Genomic DNA, 24832 nt, shown 5'->3' on the forward strand with positions numbered 1-24832 from the left:
GCGCACCTTCCGGCAGCGAAACGATTGACGTCCTCCACATTTCAACCACATCATCTACACAGGTGACCTCTGATTGTGGGGCGCATCGAACTCTGGGGCGGGGTGGTCGCGCTACTCCTGCGACCACTGTGAGTGCAAGCTGACGGTGAAACTCTGGCCCTCACTTTCGGGTGCTTTGCTGGCACCGCCGTGGACGCTTGTGGAAGCAGTTGGGGGATAGGTGGGGCGGCCCTTCGAGTTGCTCGTCATGGGGTTATGTCGGGCAGTGGCGGCCGAGGGCTGAGCCCGACAGGGCGTTCGGTAGTTGGCGCCCTCGGCCGCAGGTTTAGGGTGACGCGGAAAAACCGTTCCATGCCGGGGAATGTCACGAAGAGGGCATTGGAACATTTCTTTTGGGGACAGAGTGGACCATTCTTACCAGGAGTGGCAGGAAGTGCTGGCCGAGGAGTTCTTCGGACGCCATCACACCGGCCACCCGACGCTGTTCTACGTCGACGACGACGTGGAGCAGGAGCTCAGGCACGGATACGGCATGGAGGAGCCCCTCGCCCAGTGCGTGGGCAAGTTCCTGCGGCTGGGGACCGCGGAACCGTACAGCGCGCTGGAGGACTACCGCTGGCGCAGGCGTCAGCAGGACAAGGACGGCGTGCCCGCCTTCCTGCCGTTGCTGGCCTGCTCGGTGATGGCCGCGTCCCGTATGGTGCACGACCGGAACCACCGGGCCACCGCCTACCATGCCCGCTTCTCCGAGCTGCTGACCGGCCAAGAGACGAAGCTGGGCAGCCACCACTACGAGCCCATATCCCGCATGTGGCAGGTGCTGGCATCCTGGCAGCACAGCCAGAAGGGCGCACGGGGCCTCTGCACCATTCCCGCCCCCGTCGACCTGCCCTCCAACCGCAGCATGATCGGGTTCGCCCAGTCCCAGGCGCTCCTCAGCGGCGCGGACCGGTCCTTCATGCCGAAGTTCTTCCGGTCGTTGCGGGAGCACGGTACGACCTGGCCGCTGCCGGGGGAGTCGTTGCTGGCCCAGATCGAGATCCGGGGCATGGACCGGCATTTCTCCAAGGGCTTCCGCAACGCTTCGCAAGAAGAGGAGTTCCGCCCCTTCCTCGCCAAGCTGATCGGCAACTACGCCGCTTCCTGGGACGGTTCGGACGAGCTTGTGCCCACCGGTGTCACCCGGGCCGAACTCCTTGTGCGACTGGACTCTGGGCGTCTCAGCTGGGTGGCGCGCCTGCGGTCCGCGGAGCAGGAGGAGCGCGTTGAGCTCAAGGGCGGTGTCGTGCTCGAGCAGCTCGGCGACACTGCCTACTACGAGGTGACGGGCCTACCCGCTCCGAGCGCGGACACCCTCACCAGGGGCATCCGCCGCGACGGGGACAACATGGTGCTCAGCCGCCCCTCCTGCTCCGTCCTGGTGCTCGCACGGGACGACGTGCTCGGCGTCTGGGCCGCCACCGACGGCTTCCGCCCAGGAGAGGCACACGTGGTGCTCGCCGCCCCGACCGCGCAGCGGGACGTGCAGCGCTTGCTGGACAAGGCCGCGACCACGGGACGGAGCGCCGACACCAGCAAGTTGGCCTGGGTGCCTCAGAGCTGGTCGCTGCACAAGCCGGTCACCTTCGATGACGCGGTGACCCTGCGCCGGGCACTCCAGGAGGTCCAGGGCGCGGTCGGGCTCTTGCAGCCCCCGGCCCAGTTCAAGCTCCGCCTCGAGGGCGGTCTGAAGCTCGCACCCTCGCTCGATTCCCACTTGTATCTGCGGGGAGGTGAGCCCCACGTGGTCCTCCCGGACGCCACGGAGGGCACGGGCGCCCTCCTGGTCGACGGAAAGGAGCGGCCCGAGCTCAGGAAGGCGGCCGCCGCGGGCCGACCCGTCCCCCTGGCCATGCTCCGGCTGGAGCCGGGCCGCCACACTGTGAGCTACGCCGGCGTGGAAATCGACTTCGCCACCGCGGACGAGGCCGTCGTCGAGCCGAAGATGACCAAGGTCTGCGGCTTCACCGTAGTGGACGGCAAGGCCTCGGAGTCGCCCTCTCTCCTTGTCGAGCAGACCCTGCCGACCGGCATCACCGGCGCCGACTGCACGAACGCCACCATCCAGGACGCGGCAGCCGCCATGGAACTGTGCCGTCGGGATGCGGACGAGGTGCTGTTCGCGGCCGCCGACGGACGGCTGTGGACGGTGGAGGCTCCGAAGCAACCCGACTGGTGGACGGAACGGCTCCCCGACGCCCCCGCCCCGCTCCGCTTCGAGGCCGACTTCCACGGCATCGGCGGCTGGCTCCTGGAGCGCCGGAGCGGACGCTGGAAGGGCCGCCCGGTGAACCCCGGAATGCCGAAGCCGAAGAGCGCAGGCAACCCGCGGGCATGGACCCGCGCCGTCCTCAACGCCCAGCAGGCGTCCGTCGAGCCCTCGTGGGTCGCGTACGTGCAGGCAGCGAAGGAGCTGGACCGATGACGGGATCGATGAGCAGCAACGAGTTCGGCGCAATCCTCCTGCGCTGGCTGAGCGAGAGCCGCAGTGGCAAGGCGTCCGCACTGCGCGACGGGGTACGCAGTCAGGCCCAGGCATGGGGCCTGGAGTTGAAGGAGTACGCCGACTGGGACTGGATGCGCAAGGTTGCCGCCCTCGCCTTCATCGACGTGGACCTACGCGCCGATCGCTGGTCTGTGGCCCCGCCGGTGCTGACCCGGCTGCCCCACGCCGACGGCCTCGCGTTGCTGACCGGCGCGCGCACCGCGCAGATCAGCACGCGCATCGAGGAGGCGGCACAGGACTGGATGGAGCTGATCTCCGTCCCTCATCGGGCGGAGGCCGATGAGGCGCCGCTGCCCGACAGCCTCCTGTTCCAGTACGAGGACCTGCGGACCCTGCAGGAAGCCGCCGAGCTCCTCGGGGCCCGCTACGTGCCCTGCGCCGCCGTGCAGTTGATGGAGCTGCTTCCGCAGGCGGCACCGGGCCCCGAGTCCGCACCGCCCGGTGGGAGCACCGCCACCACGCTGGAGAAGTACGAGCTGCGCCTCCAACGGTTCGTCCCCGTGGCAAGGGACGACGAGGACGGCCTGTACCGGTGGCGCGGAGCCGACTACGCACGCCTGACCCGCGTCCGCCGCAATGGTGCCTTCCATGCGGTGGAACGCGAGACGGGCGTCTACCTGGAGCTCGCCCGCCACCGAATCGGCGTGATGCGGTGGCGGCCGGAATCCGGCAAGGGCCGTGCCGGCGTCGGCCGACTCTTCGTCGACCGGTACGCGCCCCTGCCCACCCTGCACGAGCGCGTGGCTGTCCTGTGCAGCGGCTTCCCGCCCTCGATGGGCAAGCAGGCGCAGATCCGCGCGTACGACAACGTGCCGAGGGCGCTCGCCGAGGCGCTCGCGGCCTCGCTGCAGCAGAACCTGGAGATCATGCCGCGACCGGTGGCGGTCACCGGCGGGAGGACCAAATGAGCGTCGAACAGCAGACAGTGGCGGTGACGAACACCGATGTCCAGGACGTCATGGGCACTTTCGACGACCTGCGCAGCGCGCTCTTCCGCTACTACGACACCCCGTTCGGCGTCGATGACCGTTCCGTCATGGACGAACGGCGCAACCTCCTGAACCGGGACAACGGGGCCTGGCGTGACCCGCTGATCGAGCTGCGCCCGCAGTACGCCTCCCGGGGCGTCGGCATCGCGGACTCCTTCGCCGAAGCAGGGGCGCACCCCGACGCGGCCGAGTTCGCTCGGTTCACGCTCCCCGACGGCGTGACCAGCCTCTACCAGCATCAGCACGACGCCCTGGTCGCCGCTTGCGAGGGCAAGGACTTCGTGGTCACCGCAGGCACCGGTTCCGGAAAGACGGAGTCCTTCCTGTTGCCCGTCCTCGCGGACCTGATCGCCGAATCCGCCCATTGGCGGGGCACCCGTGCGGAGCAGCGGAAATGGTGGCAGGGAGACGGCGACCACGTGCCCAGCCGACAGAGCGAGCACGGGCATCCCGCCGCCATGCGTGTGCTGGTTCTCTATCCCACCAACGCTCTCGCCGACGACCAGCTGGTCCGGCTCCGGAAGTCGCTGGACAGCCGCGAAGCCCGCGAGTGGCTGGACCGGAAACGCAACGGACACCGCTTCTACTTCGGCCGCTACACCGGAGCCACCCCTGTCTCCGGCCGCCGCGATTCCGCGCCTGCGAACTTCCGTCTCCGGCAGTACCTGCGGGAGGTCGAGGAGCGGCAGCGCAAGGCCGACGAAAAGCTCGGCGAGGAGCTGCAGCCCTTCATCCCGCGTCTCGGCGGAGCGGAGATGCACGCACGTTGGGACATGCAGGCCGCGCCGCCGGACATCATGGTCACCAACTACTCGATGCTGAACATCATGCTGCTCCGCAAACAGGAGGAGCACATCTTCAGCTCCACGAGGAAGTGGCTGGAACAGACCCCGGGCGCCCGCTTCACCCTGATCCTCGACGAACTCCACATGTACCGCGGTACGGCCGGCACCGAGGTGGCCTACCTGCTGCGCAACCTCCGCCACCGCCTCGGCCTGGACAAGGACCCCGAGAAGCTGCGTGTGCTCGCCGCCTCCGCCTCGCTGGAGGCCGGCCGGGACGACGACTTCCTCGACGGGTTCTTCGCCCTGCCCGGCTCCCGGCGCGTGATCATCTCCGGAAAGGCGAAGGAGATCCACGGCAGGGGCGACCTGGCCGCCCACACCGCACGCCTCGCGCAGGCAACGACGGTCCCCGTCACCCAGGACGAAGCCGTCGTCCTGGCCCGGGAGACCGGCCTCGGCCCGGCGCTCCAGCGCGCCCTCACCCCCGGCGGCAAGCCCCGTGCCCTGCCTGCCCCCGAACTGGCGAAGAATCTCTTCCCTGACGTCCCTGAGGAACAGCGCCTGGACGCTCTCCACGGGGTGCTGCGCATACTCGGCTCCGCACAGGACCCCGAACTCCCGCAGCTGCGTGCCCACTTCTTCTTCCGGAACATCGAGGGCATCTGGGCCTGCTCCGACCCGAACTGCCCTCACGTACCGGTGGAGCAGGGACCCGAACGCAGAGTCGGCCGGCTCTTCGCCGAGCCCACGTCCCGCTGCACCTGCGGCGCCCGCGTACTGGAACTGCTTTCCTGCCAGGCCTGTGGCGACCTCATGCTCGGCGGGTACGCCAGCCCCAAGGACACCCAGCGACGCAAGTTCTCCGGTGCCCTCCACACCGATTTCCCGGACCTGGACCTGCTCCCCGACGAGGCCAGTGGCGCACCCACCGCGGCGAACTACGTCGTGTACTGGCCGCGTACCAAAGGCCTCGGCCTCGACGATCCCAGCTGGCACGCGGGCCTGTCCGACGGCGGGCCGCAGGTCGAGTTCGAGTTCCGACGCAGCGCCTACCAGCCCGCCACGGGCCGCCTGGAGAACCGGGACGTCCAGCACACCGGATGGTCCTTCCACATCTCCGTGCCCCTGGAGAAGGGGGGCAAGAAGCCGGCCTACGACCCAGCCCGGCTCCAGGCCTTCCCCACCCGCTGCCCCGCCTGCGGCGACGACTGGGAGATCAAGTACGACCGGGACGGCCGTTTCGTCCCGCTGGAGTCTCCTGACCGGCTGCGCAACGCGCCGGTCAGGCGGATGCGCACCGGTTTCTACAAGATCAATCAGGTGCTGGTGACCGAGGCCCTCGGCCACCTCCCCGACGGCCGGCGCAAGGCGATCGCCTTCTCCGACAGCCGTGACGACGCCTCCGAGCTCGCCAGCGGCCTTGCCCTCCGCCACCACCAGGACCTTCTCCGCCTGCTCAGCGCCCAGGCCGTCGAGAACCAGGGAGATCCTTTCGGGGACCTTCAGCTGGTGAAGGCCCACTACGCCGGGGAGTCGATCGATCGTGCGGCCGCCCGTGCCGCCATGGAACGGCTGCGAGACCGCAACCCGGGGGACTGGGGGCGCCTGAAGGCGATCCTTGTCGACGATCTCGACGCTGAACCGGAACTCCTGCCCGACCTGGAGCGGAAGTTCTCCGAACTGCCCTCGCTGGACGACCTCGCCTCCGACCTCGAAGGCATGCTGCTGCAGTACGGCACCAACCCCGCCGGTCCCGCGGCCTCGCTCCAGCAGACCTCGGCCGGACAGCCCTGGACCGCGCTCTACCACTGGGAGCGGGACCGGGAAGCGGTGGCAGAGACCCAGGCACAGGAGGAACTGCTCAACCGCATTCGCTCCCGCCTCCGCCTCGAGACCATCGGAAGCCTCTTCTCAGGTGGCGGCCGTGACTTCGAATCGCTCGGACTCGGCTGGCTCTGCCTGCGCGATGACCGCTCGCCTCTGGAGATCGACCCGGACAGCGATCAGGCCGTGGCACGTGCCAGTCTGCGGATTCTCGGCTTGATGCGGCGCTTCACCCGGATACGTGCCTCTCTGCAGAGACCGCCCGCGCCTCTGAAGCGTTTCTGGAAGCAGGTGGCCGAACGCCAGGGCACCGATGTGCGGACAGTTGAGGAGCGGGTGCTCGGCGTCTGGAAGGACGCCGTGGTGGACTACGTCATCAAACCGGAGAAGGTGGCGCTCCGCCCCGGTGAGAACAGGACCTGGACGTGCCGTTCCTGCCACCGGCCGCACCTTCACCCGGGCACGGGGCTGTGCACAAAGTGCCTCACCCCGCTGCCGGCCGTTCCCCAGCAGTACAGCGGAGTCCTCGAAGACGACTACTACGCGTGGAAGGCCGCCCACCGCACCGGTGACTTTCCCCTGCGCACGGCGGAGCTGACCGGGCAGACGGACCGGCTGGAGGCCCAGCGCCGGCAGAGCCTCTTCCAGGACGTCTTCCTCGGCGACAACGACGTTCCGCAGGCGGACGGTCTGGAACTGCTCTCCGTGACCACGACCATGGAGGCCGGTGTCGACATCGGCCCTCTCAACACCGTGATCATGGCCAACATGCCGCCCACCCGCTTCAACTACCAGCAGCGGGTGGGGCGCGCAGGCCGACGCAACAGCCCGGTCGCCGTGGCCCTCACGGTCTGCCGCGGCCGCAGTCACGACGAGCACTACTTCGCCCGGCCGGAAGCCATCACCAACGACCCCACTCCGCCGCCCTACCTGGTCCTCGGCATGGTCTCCGTCTTCCGGCGGGTCCTGTTGGGAGAGGTCCTGCGCCAGGCCTTCGAGCCCCTGCAGCCAGAGGACCGCCAGAAGGGACCGGACATGACGGCCAACGTCCACGGCCAGTTCGGTCTCGCCGCCGACTGGCCGGTGCACCGCGGTGCCGTCCGCCGTTGGATCGCCGGGCACCCGGACCGCATCAGAGCCGCTGCCGCCGCCTTCCAGGCCGGAACACCGGACAGCATTGCCGCCATCGATCCGGTGGCCGCCATCGATGAACTCCTCGTTCAAGTCGACGAGGTGGCAGCCCGGACGGTCGGCCACTCCGACCTCAGCCAGCGTCTGGCAGAGGCGGGTCTCCTGCCCATGTTCGGCTTCCCGACCCGTTCCCGCCTCCTCCACCGGAGCGTCCCGCGGAAGTCCTTCCCCTGGCCGCCGGCCGACTCCGTCAACCGCGACCTGGCGGTCGCCCTCAGCAAGTTCGCGCCGGGGAGCGAAACCCCGCAGGACGGCCGTCTGCTCCGCTCCAGGGGAGTGGTCTCCCTCGTCCCGAGCGGGCGCGGAGTGCAGGCAGCCGAGGATCCGTTCGGACCGGAACAGTTGGTCGCCATGTGCCGGATCTGCTCCCACGTGGACCCGCAGGCCGCCGTCGACCCGGAAACCGGGAGCGCCGGTACCTGCCCCGCCTGCGGCGCGGAAAGCAAGTACTACAAGGCTGTCCCCTTCCGGGAGCCCGCGGGCTTTCGGGCCGCCCACGAAGCACGGGACTACGACGGCTACCGGGAGCTCGGCTCCAACGCCACCAGCGCGCGAACCGCCACCGACCTGGAGAAGACCGCCCCGCGCATCCACCGTGCCGCCGACGACTGGATGGTCGTTCACACCGGCAGCGGCGACCGCTACATCGTCAACACCAACGCCGGAAAGCTCTTCCGGTTCGTCAAGAACACCGGCCCCTGGGGCGGATACGTCGCTCTGGACCACCCCAAGGCGGAAGCCGATCTGGAGATCGCCCTCGGCGCCACCCAGCACACCGACATGCTCTTCATCGGTGCCAAGGACGCCCTCGACACCAGCCGAGGCCTCCGTTTCGACATCTCGAAGTCCCAGCAGATCGACGGCTTCCCCGAGGCCTACCACGGCCGGCGCGCCGCTTGGTACTCGCTGGCGGCCCTGCTACGCCGGGCTGCCGCCCCGCACCTGGACGTGCAGCCGGAGGAACTCCTCAGCGGCATCCACGGCTCGGACGCCCCGGTGGCCGCGCCCGTCATGGCCTACCTGGCGGACAGCCTCGACAACGGCGCAGGCTTCAGCACGTACCTCGGTTCGGAGGAACACATCGAGGAGTTCCTCCAGGCGGTCGATCGGTACGTGCACGACCTGGAGGCCGACCATCATGCGCAGAGCTGCCGCAGCTCCTGTTACGCCTGCCTGCGCGACTACTCCAACATGCGCCTCCACCCGCTGTACGACTGGCGGCTCGCCCGCGAACTGATCGATGCCCTGCGCGGCCGGAAACTGCAGATCGATCCGAACGAGCACGCCGTTCTGCTGAAGGGCTGGGCGGACGAGGAGACCACCGTCAGTCTGAAGGAGACCGCCGCCGGACCCGTGGCGCTCTTCACCTCGGAATTCACCGGCGAGCCCGTCGCGGTCGCCGTCAAGCATCCGCTGGAGTCCGCCACCGAGGAGTGCGGGAACGAACGGCTCCAGGACCTGCGTCGCGAGGTCCGTGCCGGAGGCCTCGCCTCGAAGATCGCATTCGTCGACTCCTACAGCCTGGACCGGACCCCTGCCGCGGTGATCGAGCAGGTGCACATCTTCGCGGAGGAGCTCTGATGACGGCAGGCATCCCGCAGGGGACGGGGCACGACGAACAAACCCGACTGGAGGAGTTGCGGCAGCGCGAGATCGCCCGCCGCCTCGCCCTCCGCCAGGCCCGCGCCCAGGGCCGGACCGTAGGAGAAGCTCCGGAGGTCGCGGAAGTCCCCGGCGGCCCCGCTCCGGTCGTTTCGCCGCAGAAGCAGCTGGAACCGGTCATGCCCCAGCCCATCCCCGAGGGGTTCGCCGACCGGGAGGCCTGGGAGCGCGCCCGTTCCTTCGCCGAAGTCATGCTGGCCGACGCGCTGAAGGCGGGGACTGGGACGCTCTCCGCGCAGAAGCTGGCGCGGGCCGCAGCCGATGCAGCGTCCCGGCAGGACGACCCGGTCTCAGGCGTCTCCTTGCTCGTCATGGCACAGGACCACGGGCTGAATGTCTTCGACGGCCGGCTCGACGAACGCGCCCGCGCCCTGCTGGAGGACAAGCCGCTGCCGCTCCTGGGGGAGCCGGGCAGCATGTGGCAGGTCTACCAGGACGACCGTCGCCTGATGGAGACCAACCTGTCGACCCCTCGGGCGAGGGCGCTTCTCGCGAAGCTTCCCCGGCCGCTTCTCGACGACTACATCGACGAGGAGTGGATCGGCGCGGTTCCCGAACGTGACGGCACCTCCCGTGCCGCCTACTTCCGCGCCCGCCTGGACCCGGCGTCCCTCACCGACGAGGAGATGGACCTCTTGGCCTGGCCCCTGGAACGGCAGCGCCGGGAGGCCGGCCCGGGAACGGAACCCGGCCGGAACTGGCCGCAGGACTGGCGCCTGCTGGTGAGACTGCAGACCAACGACACCACGGCCATCACCGAGGCGTGGACCGACCTCCTGCCGCCCACGCAGAAGCTTCTCGACGCCCTGCGAGAGGTGCGGCGGACCGCAGAGGTCCCGGACGACCTCGTCGCCGACGAGCGGTTGTGGGTTCTCCTGCAGCGGATCCACCCCGGCGTGCGCAGCGCGAGCAACAAGAGGTTCAACGGCTGGATCGGCGTGCGGACCCTGATCAGGGCTGTGCGGCAGATGCACCGTGCCCTCCTCCGCGGCGACGACGAAACGGCGGAGCAGCGGAGGAAGGCGGCGCTCACCATGGCCATGAGGCTCCGGCACCACTCGCAGCCGGTGCGCTGGGAGGCTCAGAACATCCAGGCCTATCTGCGCGCAGGCCAGGAGACGACGGAGTCTCTCCAACTGCTGGAGCGGGACGCCGAAAGCCGTCCTCCGGTGCCGGAACAACTTGGCGGGGGCGCCGTGGCCACTTTGCGGGAGAACCAGCGCTTCCTGAAGGAGCGGCCCCTCGGAGAACGCGACCAGCCGCTCAACCCATACCTGGTGCTCGGCGTGCCGGACGGAGCGGACGGCTGGAAGAAGTCGTGGCGGGCCCTGAGGAAGGAGCTCGACGACAGCGGACGCGTCCGGATCAACCGGGCAAAGGACATGATCGAGAAGGCCGAGCGCGAGCAGAAGGAAGCACCCCGATTCGCCGTCCCCCTCGCCCCGCACCGCTGGGAGGATCCCGCCGGCACGAGCCACCGGCTGGAACTCCCGCCCGAGCCCCTGCAGAGGCTCACCGAGCCGCCCACGGACAGCGACCGCGGATGGTCCCGCACCGAGGCTGCCCGAGAAATAATCACCAGGACGACAGAACGCCTTTCCCTGGCTGCCGAAGACGCCGCAGCCCTTGACGCCCCAGAGAGCAGCACATCGTGAGCAACGCAGCCGGTAAAGGCAACAGTGGTTCTGGCTCCCGTGACGGATCCCCGCGGAACGGGGGACGTGGGCCGAACCGCGGAAGTGTGCGGAAGCGTGGGGAACTCAGGGCGGCCGAGGCTGCTCCCTGGCGATTCGCCAGGAGCCAACTGCCCGAGTTCACTCCCGGGACCCTGGACGCCGCCGCGATCCTGAAGTCGGTCAACGACACGCTCCTGCCCGTACTAGAGAGGGAGTTGGCGGAGGCGACGGAGAAACTGGGCGCAGCTCTGGCCGGCAAGGAGTCCGAGGCCGATCTGGTCTCCGCCCTTCGGGCAGAGCTGATGCGCCGAGTGCTGCCCCAGTTCACCGACGCAGTGCGCCAGGGTGTGCTGGAGAGCATCCGCACGCGCCAGATGCACCTGGCCCAACTGGCCGTTCTGCACCGGCAGGCGCTGGACGCCAAGACCCTGCAGGTGGTGCTGACCCGCCTGGAGGACGAGACGGCGAAGGCCGGCCTGCGAGTTGTCGGCGACACCGGTGATCAGTCGCTCTTCAACGTCGTCGAGGACCAGCCCGGCGTGATGAAGAGGGGCCCGGTCACGTTTGAACTCGTCGCGCCCGCCTATGTCGACAAGGAGTCCGGCAAGCTCGTCGAACGCGGCTGGCTGCGGGCCGTTGCCAAGGTGCCCTCGCGGGAGATGACGCCTGGGCAGAGGCGTAGAGCAACTCACGGTGAAGCGGAGAGGAAGCAACCGGAGAAGGAGGCTTCTGCACAGCAGAGGAAGAGGCACCATCGGGGGCAGGAACCCGAGAGGCAGCAGAACAGAGGCAAGGAGCAGCCAACCGGCGGGGGACGTCCCCCCCGTGGAGGCAAGGGCTCGATGAAGCGAAGGGGAGCGCAATGACTTTCGGTATCGACTTCGGCACCAGCAACTCCGTGGTGGCCCACTGGAACGGACACACCACCGAAGTGCTACCGATCGACGGCGACAACGTGCCAGCCCAGTGGCAGATGTCGGAGTTCGAGCAGCTCTTCCCCTCCGTGCTGTCCGTTCGCGACCTTCAGCGCACCCTTTGCTTCGGCTGGGAGGCGAAGACCGGCACCAGCGAGCCCCTCGATGCCGTGAAGCGCATGCTCGGCACTCGCTCCGGTGCCGAGCAGGACGGCGACGTCGACGGCCTCGAGCTCGCAGCCCAGCTCGAGGAGCATCACGTTTGGGTCGGCTCCGAGAAGTTCCACAGCACCGTCGCTGCCGCCGCCCTCTTCAGCCGCATGAAGGAAGGTGTCTCAGCCCAGCTGCTCGACCTCTCCGACGCGGTCGTCACCGTGCCCGCCAAGGCCACGGGCGGCGCGCGCTACCGGACCCGCGCCGCGGCAGCGCTCGGCGGAGTGAAGGTACGGGCCCTGCTCAACGAGCCCACCGCGGCTGCCATCTCCTACGTCCGCGACGTCCCGATCCCCGGCCGTTTCCTTGTCTTCGACTGGGGCGGCGGCACCATCGACGTCACCGTCCTCGAATACGACGACGGCCTCTTCGAAGAGCAGACCTCCCGCGGCATCACCGCCCTCGGTGGCCTGGAGTTCGACAATGCGCTGGCCCAGTTGATCCAGCAGAAGATCGGCCTGACCGCGGACCAGCTCACCAAGGCCGAACGACGCCGGTGGCGCCGGTCGGTCGAGCTGACGAAGATCGCCCTGTCCTCCGTGCCGATGGATGGCGCGCTCTTCTTCGACCTTCCGGTAGGCCTCGCCCCCTCGGTCTCGAAGCGTGAGGTAAGGATCACCGCGGCGGAGTACACCGAGGCGATCACCCCGCTCATCACTCGCGCCCTGGAGGCGGTACAGCAGGCCCTGGAAGACCTGGCCATCACCAAGGACGACATCGACTCCGTCCTGATGATCGGCGGCACCTCGCAGATCCCCCAGGTGCGTCACGCCCTGGGCGAGCTCCTCGGCCACGACCGCATCGTCGACAGCGGCCTGTGCCGGCCCATGACCGCCGTCGCCCGAGGCGCCGCCATCTACGCGGCCTCCCTCGATGGTGAACTGGACGACGACAGCGACTTCTCCCTGGTGACCAGCTATGACCTGGGTACCGCCGTGAGCGCGGGCGAACAGAAGGGCTTCCGCGCCATCATCCGACGCAACGCCACTCTCCCCGCGGAGGGTTCGGCCAACTTCTACCCGGATACCCCGCGGGCTTCCTTCGTGCGCGTGCCGGTGATCGAGGGTGAGGTCGGCTACCCGGCCGACAGCGACCGCGCCTTCCCCCTGGCCAACATCGAAGTGCATCTCCCGACCCGAGAACAGGACACCCGCCGGAACCAGATCGAGATCAAGTTCAGCTACAACGAGAGCGGCATCCTGCGCTTCACCGCCACACACGCTGAGACCGGCGTGGTGCTCGCCGAGCGTGAGATCGATTCCTTCGGCCCCGACGGCACCCCACTGCAGCACGGCCTCGACGACGAGCTGACCCGCCTCCTGGCCCACACCGTCCGCCCGTTCGCCGACAGCTCCTCCAACGTCCGGCACCTGTCGGCAGCTGAATCAGCTCAAGCCCGCCCCGCACCGATCGACATGTCTGTGCGCAGGGTGGAGGCTGATCCGGCCGTGACGGTCAACGGTGAGCCGCAGGGTGTGGTGACGGGGGGACGGTGACCATTCTCTGAACCCTGGTACTGGGGTGTTACCCGACCTGTAGCAGTACCTGTCGAGTGCAGTGATGACGAGCCCGGCGCGGTGGAAGCCGGTCATCGTGCAGTCGATGTCCTCGCGGGCGATCAGGCACCGGATCGCCGGGCGTTCGCAGAAACCTGAAGGTGGGGTCATCATGACGGACAGAGCCTTCCAGGCTGTGCACCACCACCCCTGGAGCCCGAGCGGCAGGCGCGGTTCGAGCTGAGCGGCTACGGCTCTTGTGAGTGACGGCGATGCCATCATGCTCCCAGGAAACCGGCCGTGACCCGCACCCAAGAGGTTCAGATGCTCTACCGGAGCCCTGCTGACTTTTGCGCCGAGTACGCCCGAGCACACGACCGCGGCAAGACCGACGAGTTCGGCGCCGTGTCCACACTGGAGCAGGTGACCGTCGTCAGCGAGACCGCGGACACGGCGCGGGTCGAGGCACTCTGGTTCACCTCCGGCCATCAACCGGAGGCCGGGTACTACGACGTTCTTGAACGCACCGCCTTCGTCCTGGTCAAGCGGCAGGACGGGTGGCGCCTGCACTCCGAGGAAGTCCTCGGCTACGAGTGACCGGTACGGTGCGTGCTTCATCTGTCGGTGATGTCGCAGAGCCACGCCGTGTCCTCCGGGCCCGGGGCTTCGGGGCCTGCTTCGGGGAGCCGGCGGACCTCCCCCGTGCGCAGGGCGACCGTGGCTCGTGCCCGCATCGGCCCGTCGCCCCTGCGGGAGAGCAGGACCAGTTCCCAGACCGTCGCGGTCATGGCGTCCAGCCGGGTGGCGCAGTCGGCGGTGACGTGCCGCGGATCCCGGGTCCGGCCCAGGGACAGGTGGGGCGTGAAGTCCTCGGCGGGCCCACGACAGCGCGGGAAGCATTGCCGCAGTGCGCGGTGCAGGTCCGCCCATGGCGTCTCGCCGGCCGCCGCCGGGTCGAGCCACACGGTGACGTACGCCCTGTGCCGGAAGGTGCGCACGCCGTCCAGCCGGGTGGTGAACACCGGCGTCATGGCCGCCGCCGCGGACAGCAGCGGGGCCGCCCGCTCGAAGTCGGACTCCGGCGCGAAGCCGTGGAGCACATTGACGTGCGGCGGCCAACGGTGGATCTGCGGATCGTAGTCCCGGCGGATGTCCTGGATCGGCGGCCACAGCTCCGCGGGCGGGATCCAGGCCACCGCCGTGCGGGCGGTCGGGGACACGTCGAGCACGCCGGCGGGCTCGCCCCTGCCGGAGCCCGTGTCGACGCTCGGGTCCGCCCGCGGTTCCCGCACCCGGCCGGCGCCCGAGGCGTCGACGCGGTCCACGCCCGTGGCCCGGTCCCAGACCGGTTCGCCGTCCGCCTCGATGGACACCACCCGGTGCCACGGGATGTCGCCCCCGGGCACGAAGGAGGGCAGCGGGATGCGTTCGAGACCACCGCCGCGCCGGCTGATTCCCAGCACGAACCGGGCCGGGTCGAACCGGGTGTCCCAGCGGACCTGGTGGTAGACCTCGTCGCTGGTCCGCATCACGCGTCCTCCCTGACACCGCACCTTCCCTGCTTCCAGGGTGCCTCCACCGGAACGCGGTCGCGGCGCCTTCGGTCAGGTGCGGCTGCCCGCGCCCGACGAGGGCGTGCCGGGAGTGAACGCGGACAGGACGCGCTGGGCGGCCGTACCGGCGTTCGTCAGCAGGGCGACGGCAGGGGCAGTCCACTGGTCCAGGTGGCGCTGCAGGTCCGGCTCAAGCTCAATGGTGATCCGGACGTATCTGCTGTTCAGCGTGGCCGTTTTGGGCGTGTGGGGCTGCGGCTCCGCCTGACCTCGCCGCAGGGCCGCGCGGTAGTTGTCCTTGCGTTGGTTCATGCGTTTTCCTGACGCTTGAGGAGTTCGTTCGCGAGGTCGATGTAGGCCGTCTTCCGGACGCGGACCGGACCGCCGAACGACTGGGAGTAGAGGTCGAGGCGGGCGATCTGCGTGTCGAGCACCTGGAAGCCCCGTTCCGCGAGCACTTCCCGTGCGTCGGCGTCGGGACCGGTACGCGTGGTGTCAGGGCGGTTGGTGCGGTTGAGCAGCACCGCGGTGCGGGCCGGCTTCGCGCGTAGGGACTGCACATCGCCCATTTCGGTCTGGATGGGGGCCATCCGGTCCAGCTCGATGGGGGCCGGAGTGACCGGCACGAGCCATTCGTTGGCGTGGAGCATGACGCTACGGGCGATGCGGGCGTGGTCCTCGAGCTGCGGGGCGTCGATCACCACAGTCCGGCGCCCGCCGAGGAAGTCGTCGATGCGACGGTGTACGTCGCCCACGGGAAGGGCGATCACGGGGAAGGGGAAGCCTCCGGCGAGTTCGCTCCAGCGCAGTGCGGAACCGGCCGGATCGCTGTCGACGAGGAGCGGGGGCAGGCCCAGCTCGTGGAGCGCGTGGGCCAGCCAGACAGCACTGGTGGTCTTCCCGACTCCGGGCTTCAGATTCACGAAAGCACAGCTCAGCAGCACGTACGCCACCGTATGGAGCCCGACCGGCCGGTGCCGCCCGCCGCGCGGAGCGGGTGCCCGGGTTCACCCGGGAGTCGGCCTGGGCGTCGTACGGGCGTCGTACGGGGCGAGCCGCCGGAGCGTGGCGCGTGCCCCGGCACCCGTGTCGGGTGCCGGGGCAGATCACCCGTGGAGGGTCAGCGCCCGTTGAGGCCCTTGTCCACCGCCGCCGTCAGCTCGCCGTCGGCCGTGTCGCCGTCCATCGACCAGAACATGGCGCCGCCCAGGCCGAGCTTGCGGACGTAGGCCGCCTTGGTCCTGAGCACCTGCGGGTCGTCGTACGTCCACAGCGTGGTGCCGTCGAAGATCCAGGCGCTGCCGTTCCAGCGGTCCCGGTGCACGGTGTACGTGCCGGAGGCGGCCAGGCCCTTGAGGACCTTGTAGTCCTCGTAGCCGTCCGCGTACGTGCCCTTCGCCGGACCGGTGGCCGGCTGGCCGAGACCGTCGCCGCCCCCGCTCACCCCGGTCCAGCCCTGCCCGTAGAACGGCATGCCGACGACCAGCTTGCGGGGCTGCGCGCCCCTGCGCACCCAGTCCCGCACCGTCCGGTCCACGCTGAAGTCGCCCGGCGCGAACAGGGCGGACTGCTGAGCCGTCGTGGGCTGGCCCGACACGTGGTAGTCGTAGCCCTGGAGATTGACGAAGTCGAAGTCCCGCATGATCCGCGGGATGTCGAACCCGGCGTCGATCGCGCCCGGCGCGGCCGGTACGAACGCCGTCAGGTCGTAGTGCTTGGCCTTCTTGCCGCGCGGTGCCTGGCTCTTCGCGTACGCGTCGAGCTGGGTGCGGAACTCGTGGACGAGGGCGGTGAAGTTGCGCTTGTCCTCGGGCCGGTAGACCGTGTCCGTGTCACCCGGCGAACCGGGCCACTCCCAGTCCAGGTCGACGCCGTCGAACAGCCCGGCGGCCGAGCCCGCGCCACCGCGCGCGCCGTCGACCGGCAGGTTGCCCTTGATGTACAGGTCGATGCAGGACGACACGAACTTCTTGCGGGACTCCGCCGTCAGCGCGGCGTCGGAGAAGTGGGTGGACCAGCTCCAGCCGCCCAGCGAGATCAGCACCTTGAGGCGGGGGTGCTTGGCCTTGAGCTCCCGCAGCTGGTTGAAGTTGCCGGCGAGCGGCTGCGTGTCGGTGTCGGCGACGCCGTCCACGGAGTTCTCGGCGTCGAGGGGGCGCGCGTAGTCGGCCCAGGCGTCCGCCTCGCCCGGTACGTTGCCGGTGAAGCACTCGCCCTCGGCGTTCACGTTGCCGAAGGCGTAGTTGATGTGCGTCAGCCTGGCTGCCTGACCGCTCGTGTCCAGGTCCTTGACCTGGAAGTCGCGGCCGTACACGCCCCATTGCGTGAAGTAGCCCACCCGCTTGCCGTGTGGGGCGGTGCTGGTGTGCGACTCGCCGGCGACGGCCGTTCCGGCCGCCGGGGCGAGGACGGCGAGCAGGGACAGGGAGCAGGTGGCGACGGCCACTCTTCTCAGGGTTCTTCGCATGGGTGGGAACGTATTGGTATGGACCATTGCCGTCAATAGGTCCGCGGCGCGTGGCTCCTTCGCGCGCCGGCTCGCTAGGGGGACGGTCGGACAGGGGCCGGCTTGGGCACGACGACGAGTGCGTCGCCGACCGGCCGCTCGCCTGCGGCGTCGCTGGGGCGCCCCTGCAGCGCGCCGCGGACGACCATCGTCGTGGAGCCGCCGCCGTCCAGGTTGAGCGCGTCCACCGCGCCCAGGCTGCGCAGCACCTCGGCGGTCTCCGTGATCGACAGCCCCGCGCTCCGGTCGGGGCGGCGGCCGTCGACGGTGAGCAGGACGACGCGTCCGTCGGCGGTGACTCCGGCGGCCGTGCGCGGATTGCGGCGCAGATACCAGTTGTTGTAGACGGCGGCACGGTCCGCGCCCTTGATGTCCTCGGGGCTCCAGCCGTCCCGGACCGGGTCGAGGGCGATCGCACCGTCACGCAGCAGCAGCGGGCCGCCGTTGACCACGGACGTCCTCGCGGCGAGCGGCACCGCGGCTCCCGTGTCGGCGTCGGTCACCGTGCTGCGCACCGTGAGCCGGGCGCCCGTGCGGGCGTGGGTGCGCAGCCATTGGGCCTCGGTGCCGGTGCCCTGGAGCAGGGTGCCGCGCGCGGGGACGGCGCCGCCCCGGCTGCCGCGCACCGCGGTCACCCGCCCGGTCGCGTCGAGGGTGACCTGGTATCCGGGCCCTTGGGGAGCGGTGCTGCCGAACTTCGCCGTGAGAGCGACCAGTTCGTTGACGTTGCCGCAGGTGTAGTCGTGCGCCGGGTGGGAGAAGGGGGTGATCGTTCCGACGCCGCCGCAGTTCGCGATCAGTCCGGGCTGCCGGTTGAGGCCGGTCACCTTGCGGGTGGCGCCGCCGGCCACCGCGACCGTGCTGCCGGTCCGGAGCCGGCGCACCGAGGTGCCCCGCACGCTGTCGCCCGGGATCACCAGGGCCGGCCGCGCGCCCACGGACTCGGAGAGCAGGGCGCCGCCCACCACCGAGATGCCGGCGGGATCGCCGTCGGTGCCGGCCACCCAGTTGCCGGGAGTGGTGTGGGAGCCGCCGATGACGAAGTAGCCGCCGTTGACCGCCGCGAGTGCGTGGGTGCGACGCGCCGTCGCGCTGGTGGTCTCGCGTCCCGGCACGACGCCGCTCGCCAGCTCCGACCGCAGGCTGCCGCGGAACCGGGCGGGGTCGAGGACCAGCACGTCCAGGGACCAGGGGCCGTCCGTGGCATGCCCGTCGGCGCCGGTGTGCTGGACGGCGGCGGACAGCCCACGCGCCGCGACGGCCGTCCTGGCCCGGTCGGCGGCGGCTTCGTCGGGGTAGCGGCCGACGCGCACCGCCCAGCCGAGCGGCCGGTCCTGCGGCCCTCGCGGATCCGGACCGGCGGTGGGGTCCAGGCGCGGCTCGTACCCGGCGGCGCGGACCCTGTCCGACAGCGCGTCGGCCTCAGCCTCGCTCGTGGCGAGACCGACCGTGAGCGTCCAGAACTCGTCCGACGACACCTGGCCTCGCTCGACGGCGATGTGCGTGACACCCGGCGCGATCTGCCGGGACGTACGGGTCTCCCGCAGGTCCGCGGCTCCCAGCGGCAGCGTCGGCGCGGCGGCGGCGGCCGGCTGTGGCGCGGCATCCGTGGTGGTCCGCTGCGCGGCGCCCGCGGCGGTCCGCTGCGCGGCCGGCTGGATCTGCGTGCTCGCGGTGATCGTGACACCGACCACGAGCGTGGTCGTCACCCCACCGAACAACCAGCGTCGTGCCGTGCGGAGCTGCATGGCCAAGCCCTTTCAGCTGGAGGGGTCCAGCTGTGACCGTGCATGCCGCACATGTCGTCGAGCCGACCTTCCATCTGACGGGTGGTGACAGGGTGGTTACCGTATGGAGTAGGGGCGTCGCGCGACGGGCTCGCTGTCCGCCTCCTCCAGGTCCTCCAGGTTCTCCAGGTCGATGCGCGCCAGTACGGGGAGGTGGTCGCTGCCGGTGGCGGGGAGGGTGCGGATGTCGGTCACCGTCGCTCCGCGTGCCATGACCTGGTCGATCCTGGCGACGGGGAACGCGGTGGGCCAGCTGAACGCGAAGTCCTCGTCCGGGACCCGCAGTTGTGACGTCAGCGGCGCAAGGCCCCGGTCCCGGGTGGTGCCGTTGAGGTCGCCCGCCAGGATGACCGTGGACGACGCGTCGCCGGCCAGCCTCTCGCCCAGCAGCCCCGCACTCTCGTCCCGCCACCGGGTGTCGAAGCCGCCGGCCGGTCGGATCCGCACCGACGGCAGATGGGCCACGTACACGGCGACGGCGCGCTCGGGGCCGACGCGGACGACCGCCCGCAGCCCCCGGTTCCAGTCGCCCGGCACCCCCGCCGGTCGGATGTCCGCCGCGGCGTGCTCCGTCAGCGGATGCCGCGACCACAGACCGACCGTCCCCACCACCACGTGATGCGGGTAACGGCTCCTGAAGGCCGCCTCGTAGAGGGGGAGCGCCCCTTCCGTGAGCTCCTGGAGCGCCAGCAGGTCCGGTCCGGCCCCGACGAGGGCGCGGGCCGTGGCCGCCGGGTCCCCGTTCTCGTCGCTGACGTTGTGCTGCACCACCGTCAGGTCGTGGGCGCCCGGGTCCCGGGGCAGCAGCGACGGGGCGAACAAGGCGACCCAGACCACGGCCGCCGCGCCCCCGGCGGTGAGCGCGCTCGCCGAGCGGCGCAGCGCGGCCGACGCGAGCAGCGGCACGACCAACACGCCCAGCCAAGGCAGGAAGTTCTCGGTCAGACCACCCACGTTCCCCGGGGTGCCGGGCACGAGGGAGGGGAAGAGCAGCACGAGGGCGACCAGCAGGGACAGCGCCGCGGTGACGCGCCCACGGGTCCAGGCGGTCCGCCCGTCCTCGTCGCGCCCCCGCCAGGGCCGCCGCCGGAAACGGTCACGGAACCGACGCGCGGCCACGGACACCCCCAAGTGCTGTGAGACCTGCCGGGCCCACCCCTGTGCTCACCGGCCCGTCGACGGCGACGATACGCCGTCGACGGGCCGGACCTCCGCCCGGCCCGCACGGGGCCCCGGGTCAGTGGCGCGGGAAGTACTGCTTCGGCAGCCGCATCCCGCGGTCGGCCATCAGCTCCCGCACGTGGTTCGGGTAGTTCGTGATGATGCCGTCGACCCCCATGTCCATGAGCGCCGCCACCGTCGCCGGGTCGTCGCAGGTCCACGGGACGACCTTCAGGCCCCGGGCGTGCGCCGCGTCGATCATCGCGCGGTCGGGGTAGAAGCGGAAACCGGGGTCGCCGATCTTGCCGTTCTGCGGGAAGCCGTAGTTGGGGGAGAGGGCCTCGACGCCCGGTACGGTCGCGGCGGCCTTCACGAAGTCGCCGTCGTAGTCGTCGGCGTCGATCCCGCCGAGCCAGGGGGAGGCGCCCTCCTTGCCGACCTGGAGGAAGTCGTAGTTGGTCAGCGCCACCAGCGGCCACCGCGGCGCCAGCTTGTGCATCGCCTTGAGCGCGCCCCAGTCGAAGGACTGGATGCTGACCTGGCGCTCCAGGCCGGAGGCGCGGATCTCCTCGAAGACCCGGCGCACGAAGAGCTCACGCGGGGCGGTCTGCTCCGGCGCGCCCGCCTCGACCTTCGTCTCGATGTTGAGGGTGACGTCCTTGGCCTTGTAGCGCTTGACCAGGTTCAGCACATCGCGGAGCTCGGCCATCCGGGCGCCCGCGATCTGCTCCTGCTCGGGGTGGCCGGGCAGCTGCTGGAAGCCGCAGTCCATGGTCTTGATCTGCGCCAGCGTCAGGTCCTTGATGTACTTCCCGACGTACGGGTACTGCGCATCGCCCGGGACGACCGGAGCCGTGTCCCGGCACTTCTGGGCGCTGACCTGCCGGTCGTGCGTGACGACGACCTTGTGGTCCTTGGTGACCTGGGTGTCCAGCTCCAGCGTGGAGACCCCGAGGCGCAGCGCCTTGCCGAAGCCCTGCAGGGTGCTCTCGGTCGTCATGCCCAGGCCGCCGCGGTGGGCCTGGAGGTCGAAGCGCGCCTTGTGGGTCGACGCGTGGGGGCCGTCCGTCGTCGCCTGGGCGGCCGCGGGGGCGGCGAGCACCGGCAGCAGGGCCAGGCCGACGAGGGCATGTCGTGCGGACATCGGAACCTCACTGGTGAAGGTCGGGGTTGGTCGAGCGGTCGATCGGGTCGATCGATCCCTGGACGCTAGTTCGAGACCGGGCGCGCCTGAAGACCTGGACGTGATGCGGCTGTGAACACCGGACGAACCCGAGGGTCCTGCCGTACGGGGCCGCCGGGCGGAAAATGGCAGGCCGTCCGCCCTTCGGACACGGCATCATGACGGTCCACCGCCGCTCTTGCCGCCGAAAGGAAGGGCGCGCGCACGACACCGGGGGCCTGCGTGACCGTGACCGACATCCTGCTGTCCGGCGTCGTCGGCTCGACCGCGTACGGCCTCGCGCACGAGGACTCCGACGTGGACCGGCTCGGCGTGTTCGCCGCCCCCACCGAGACCCTGCACGGCCTGCGCGGTCCCAAGGAGTCCCACGTCACCACCGCGCCCGACCGCACCCTGCACGAGGCGGCGAAATGGTGCCGCCTCGCGCTCGGCGGCAACCCGACCGTCATGGAACTCGTCTGGCTGCCCGAGGAGTTGTACGAGGTCAGGACCCCCCTCGGTGACGAGCTGATCGGCATCCGCTCGACCCTGCTCGGCGCCCGCCGGGTCCGCGACGCCTATCTCGGCTACGCCACGCAGCAGTTCCGCAAGCTCCGCAGCCGTGCCGGCGACCCGGTCGGCCTCCGGCGCACCGCCAAGCACGCCCGCCACCTCAAGCGGCTGTGCACCCAGGGCTACGAGCTGTACGCCACCGGCCGGCTGACCATCCGCGTCGAGGACCCCGGGAGCTACCACGCCTTCGGCGAGCGGGCCGCCGCCGACCCCTCGACGGCGCTGCCGCTGCTGCGCCACTTCGAGGAGGCGTTCGACGCGACACCCGGCGTCCTGCCCGAACAGCCCGACGAGAGGGCCGCCGAGGCGTGGCTGCGACGGGTCCGACGGCACTTCTACACGGCGGACGGTTCCTAGGACCCCCTCGTTCGCAACAGGCCCTGGGGCCGGTCGAAAATGCCGTGCGGTCGGTGGGCCGGGCTCCCTACACTCGCCTCGTTGTCGAACAGCGAGCCGAGTGAGGGGGGACAGGCCATGCGTGAGCGTGCCGCTGTCGTCGTTCCCCGCTCCCGCTACGAGGTGATCCTCGTGTCCTCGGCCGTCCGGTGCCCGCTGCGCGGCCGGCACCGGAAGGCCGTGACGACCATCTGAGCGCACGCGCGTGCGCGTCGGTACACCCGCCGACGCCCCACGCCCGCCCGCCGCTTCACGTCACGTCCGGACATCGCGCCGCCCACGCACACACATCACCCGAAAGGCCAAGGGCCGTGCGCACCGCACTCGACCGACACCTCACCGCCGTCCGCAACCTGGGCATCCTCGCCCATGTCGACGCCGGGAAGACCACCCTCACCGAACGCGTCCTCTACGCCACCGGCACCACCCACCGCCGCGGCGAGGTCCACGACGGGACCACCGTCACCGACTTCGACCCCCAGGAACGCGACCGGGGCATCACCATCTTCGCCGCGGCCGTCAGCTGCACCTGGGACGGGCACCGGATCAACCTGATCGACACGCCCGGACACGTCGACTTCGCCGACGAGGTCGAGCGTTCGCTGCGGGTCTTGGACGGGGCGGTCGCCGTGTTCGACGCCGTAGCCGGTGTCGAGCCGCAGAGCGAGTCCGTCTGGCGGCAGGCCGACCGGCACGGCGTACCGAGGATCGCGTTCGTCAACAAGCTGGACCGGGCGGGCGCCGACCTCGACGCGGCCGTCGCCTCGATCCGCGACCGGCTGCACCCGGCCCCGCTGGTCGTGCAGCTGCCGATCGGCACCGAGGACGGCTTCACCGGCGTCGTCGACCTGGTCCGGATGCGGGCGCTGATCTGGGCCGAGGGCGCCGAGACCGCCGCGGCGCGACCGGTTCCGCCGGACCTGCTGGACGAGGCGCGGCGACGACGACAGCTCCTGGAGGAAGCGGTCGCCGAACTGCACCCGCAGGCGCTGGAGGAGTTCTGCTCGGCCGCCGGGCTGTCGGAGCGGACCCTGTCCGCGGCACTGCGCGACCTCACCCGCAGCGGTGACGGCGTCGTCGTCCTGTGCGGGTCGGCGTACCGCAACCGCGGCATCGAGCCGCTGCTCGACGCCGTCGTGGCCTACCTGCCGTCACCGCTGGACGTGCCGCCGGTGCGCGGCACCGAGGGCGAGGAGCGCCCGGCCGACCCGCAGGCGCCGCTCGCGGCCCTGGCGTTCAAGGTGAGCGCCACACCGACGGGACGCCTCACGTACGTCCGGCTGTACTCGGGGACGATGGAGAAGGGGGACACCGTGTGGGAGGCGGGCGCGCGGCGCACCGAGCGGATCGGGCGGATCCTGCGGGTGCAGGCCGACCGGCACGCGCAGGTGGACCGGGCCGTGGCGGGCGACATCGTGGCCGTGGTCGGACTGAAGGCCGCCCGCGCCGGCTCGACCCTGTGCGCGCCGGACGCGCCGCTCGTCCTGGAGCCGCCGGGTGTGGCCGAACCGGTCGTCACCGTGGCCGTCGAGGCCCGCACGTCCATCGACGCCGAACGGCTGGCCACGGCGCTCGCCCGGCTGGCCGAGGAGGATCCGTCGCTGGTCGCGCGGACCGACCCCGAGACCGGGCAGACCGTGCTGTCCGGCATGGGCGAACTGCACCTGGAGGTGGCGGTGGAGAAGCTGCGGCGCGGCCACGGACTGGAGGTGGGTGTCGGCCGGCCCAGGGTGACGTACCGCGAGACCGTCGGGCGCGGTGTGGCCGGGCATGTCCACCGGCATGTCAAACAGGACGGCGGGGCGGGCCAGTTCGCCCATGTCGTGCTGGACGTCGAACCGCTGGAGGACGGGTTCGCGTTCCGCTCGGCGGTCGTCGGCGGGCGCGTGCCGCAGGAGTACGTGCGTGCCGTCGAGGCCGGCTGCCGGGACGCCCTGACCGAGGGGCCGCTCGGCGGGCATCCGGTGACCGGGCTGCGCGTGACGCTGACCGACGGGGCGACCCATGTGAAGGACTCGTCGGAGACGGCGTTCCGGACGGCCGGCCGGAACGGGCTGCGCGAGGCCCTGCGCGGCTGCGCGATGGTCCTGCTGGAGCCGGTCGTCGAGGTCACGGTGACCGTGCCCGAGGACGCCGTGGGCGGTGTCCTCGGTGACCTCGCCGCCCGCCGCGGCCGGGTGACCGGCTCGCGGACCCGGGCGGGCTCGGCGGTCGTCACCGCCACCGTGCCGCTGGCCGAACTCTTCGGCTACGCGACCCGGTTGCGCAGCCGCACCCAGGGCCGCGGCACCTTCACCGCCCGGCCCACCGGGTACGCGCCGGCGCCGGTGACCCCGGCGGCGACGGCCGGCCGGTAGCGCCGAGGGCGGCCCCACCCCCACCTCGGGGGCGGGGCCGCC

15 protein-coding genes and 1 pseudogene are annotated in these 24832 nt (G+C 70.7%); 9 read left to right on the forward strand and 7 right to left on the reverse strand.

Going from position 1 to position 24832, the window contains the following annotated elements:
• Window positions 1-403: 403 nt before the first annotated feature.
• The 7 genes from ACIP2X_RS01465 to ACIP2X_RS01495 all read left to right on the forward strand — a co-directional run bounded on the left by ACIP2X_RS01465 (window position 404) and on the right by ACIP2X_RS01495 (window position 13892).
• Window positions 404-2464 carry a hypothetical protein gene (locus tag ACIP2X_RS01465; RefSeq protein WP_401666005.1) on the forward strand — a complete coding sequence of 687 codons (2061 nt, stop codon included), beginning with the start codon at window positions 404-406 and terminating at the stop codon, window positions 2462-2464.
• Complete coding sequence (locus ACIP2X_RS01470; protein ID WP_401666008.1) at window positions 2461-3453, forward strand: hypothetical protein; 993 nt, start codon at window positions 2461-2463, stop codon at window positions 3451-3453. Before ACIP2X_RS01465 ends, ACIP2X_RS01470 begins: the two co-directional genes overlap by 4 nt.
• Entirely contained in the window at window positions 3450-8915 is a 5466-nt protein-coding gene (locus tag ACIP2X_RS01475) for a DEAD/DEAH box helicase (RefSeq protein WP_401666010.1), read from the forward strand. Before ACIP2X_RS01470 ends, ACIP2X_RS01475 begins: the two co-directional genes overlap by 4 nt.
• A complete protein-coding gene (locus ACIP2X_RS01480; protein WP_401666013.1) occupies window positions 8915-10651 on the forward strand; it encodes a hypothetical protein in 1737 nt (578 codons plus the stop codon). The genes ACIP2X_RS01475 and ACIP2X_RS01480 overlap by 1 nt, the downstream gene beginning before the upstream one ends.
• Window positions 10652-10737: 86 nt before the next feature.
• The gene (locus ACIP2X_RS01485) at window positions 10738-11538 is read left to right on the forward strand and encodes a hypothetical protein (protein ID WP_401666015.1); all 801 of its coding nucleotides are present in this window, start codon (window positions 10738-10740) and stop codon (window positions 11536-11538) included.
• Complete coding sequence (locus ACIP2X_RS01490; protein ID WP_401666017.1) at window positions 11535-13295, forward strand: Hsp70 family protein; 1761 nt, start codon at window positions 11535-11537, stop codon at window positions 13293-13295. The genes ACIP2X_RS01485 and ACIP2X_RS01490 overlap by 4 nt, the downstream gene beginning before the upstream one ends.
• A gap of 300 nt (window positions 13296-13595) precedes the next feature.
• Window positions 13596-13892, forward strand: coding sequence for a hypothetical protein (locus ACIP2X_RS01495; RefSeq protein ID WP_401666020.1), 297 nt, complete (start codon window positions 13596-13598; stop codon window positions 13890-13892).
• Window positions 13893-13948: 56 nt separating this feature from the next.
• On the opposite strand, the pseudogene ACIP2X_RS01500 reads toward ACIP2X_RS01495, so the two are convergent.
• The 7 genes and pseudogenes from ACIP2X_RS01500 to ACIP2X_RS01530 all read right to left on the reverse strand — a co-directional run.
• Window positions 13949-14824, reverse strand: a pseudogene (locus ACIP2X_RS01500) (RNA repair domain-containing protein); the annotation flags it as partial.
• A gap of 75 nt (window positions 14825-14899) precedes the next feature.
• Window positions 14900-15160 carry a hypothetical protein gene (locus tag ACIP2X_RS01505; protein WP_401666023.1) on the reverse strand — a complete coding sequence of 87 codons (261 nt, stop codon included), beginning with the start codon at window positions 15158-15160 and terminating at the stop codon, window positions 14900-14902.
• Window positions 15157-15771 carry a hypothetical protein gene (locus ACIP2X_RS01510; protein WP_401666025.1) on the reverse strand — a complete coding sequence of 205 codons (615 nt, stop codon included), beginning with the start codon at window positions 15769-15771 and terminating at the stop codon, window positions 15157-15159. Before ACIP2X_RS01510 ends, ACIP2X_RS01505 begins: the two co-directional genes overlap by 4 nt.
• A 197-nt stretch (window positions 15772-15968) precedes the next feature.
• A complete protein-coding gene (locus ACIP2X_RS01515; RefSeq protein ID WP_401666028.1) occupies window positions 15969-17315 on the reverse strand; it encodes a glycoside hydrolase family 18 protein in 1347 nt (448 codons plus the stop codon).
• 74 nt (window positions 17316-17389) lie between these two features.
• Window positions 17390-19102 (reverse strand): phosphodiester glycosidase family protein, encoded by a 1713-nt coding sequence (locus ACIP2X_RS01520; RefSeq protein WP_401666030.1) that lies wholly within the window; start codon window positions 19100-19102, stop codon window positions 17390-17392.
• Window positions 19103-19198: 96 nt separating this feature from the next.
• Window positions 19199-20260: an endonuclease/exonuclease/phosphatase family protein gene (locus ACIP2X_RS01525; protein ID WP_401666032.1), complete on the reverse strand. Its 1062-nt coding sequence runs from the start codon at window positions 20258-20260 to the stop codon at window positions 19199-19201.
• Between the two features lie 118 nt (window positions 20261-20378).
• Complete coding sequence (locus ACIP2X_RS01530) at window positions 20379-21446, reverse strand: glycerophosphodiester phosphodiesterase family protein (RefSeq protein WP_401666034.1); 1068 nt, start codon at window positions 21444-21446, stop codon at window positions 20379-20381.
• A gap of 261 nt (window positions 21447-21707) precedes the next feature.
• On the opposite strand from ACIP2X_RS01530, the gene ACIP2X_RS01535 reads away from it, so the two are divergent.
• Complete coding sequence (locus ACIP2X_RS01535; RefSeq protein WP_401666037.1) at window positions 21708-22394, forward strand: DNA polymerase beta superfamily protein; 687 nt, start codon at window positions 21708-21710, stop codon at window positions 22392-22394.
• Between the two features lie 350 nt (window positions 22395-22744).
• On the forward strand, window positions 22745-24790 hold the full coding sequence (fusA, locus tag ACIP2X_RS01540) for an elongation factor G (protein WP_401666039.1): 2046 nt from the start codon (window positions 22745-22747) through the stop codon (window positions 24788-24790).
• Window positions 24791-24832 lie beyond the last annotated feature (42 nt).

Origin of the sequence: Streptomyces sp. NPDC089424, assembly GCF_044749345.1 — a bacterium.
In the GTDB taxonomy this organism is placed as follows: domain Bacteria; phylum Actinomycetota; class Actinomycetes; order Streptomycetales; family Streptomycetaceae; genus Streptomyces.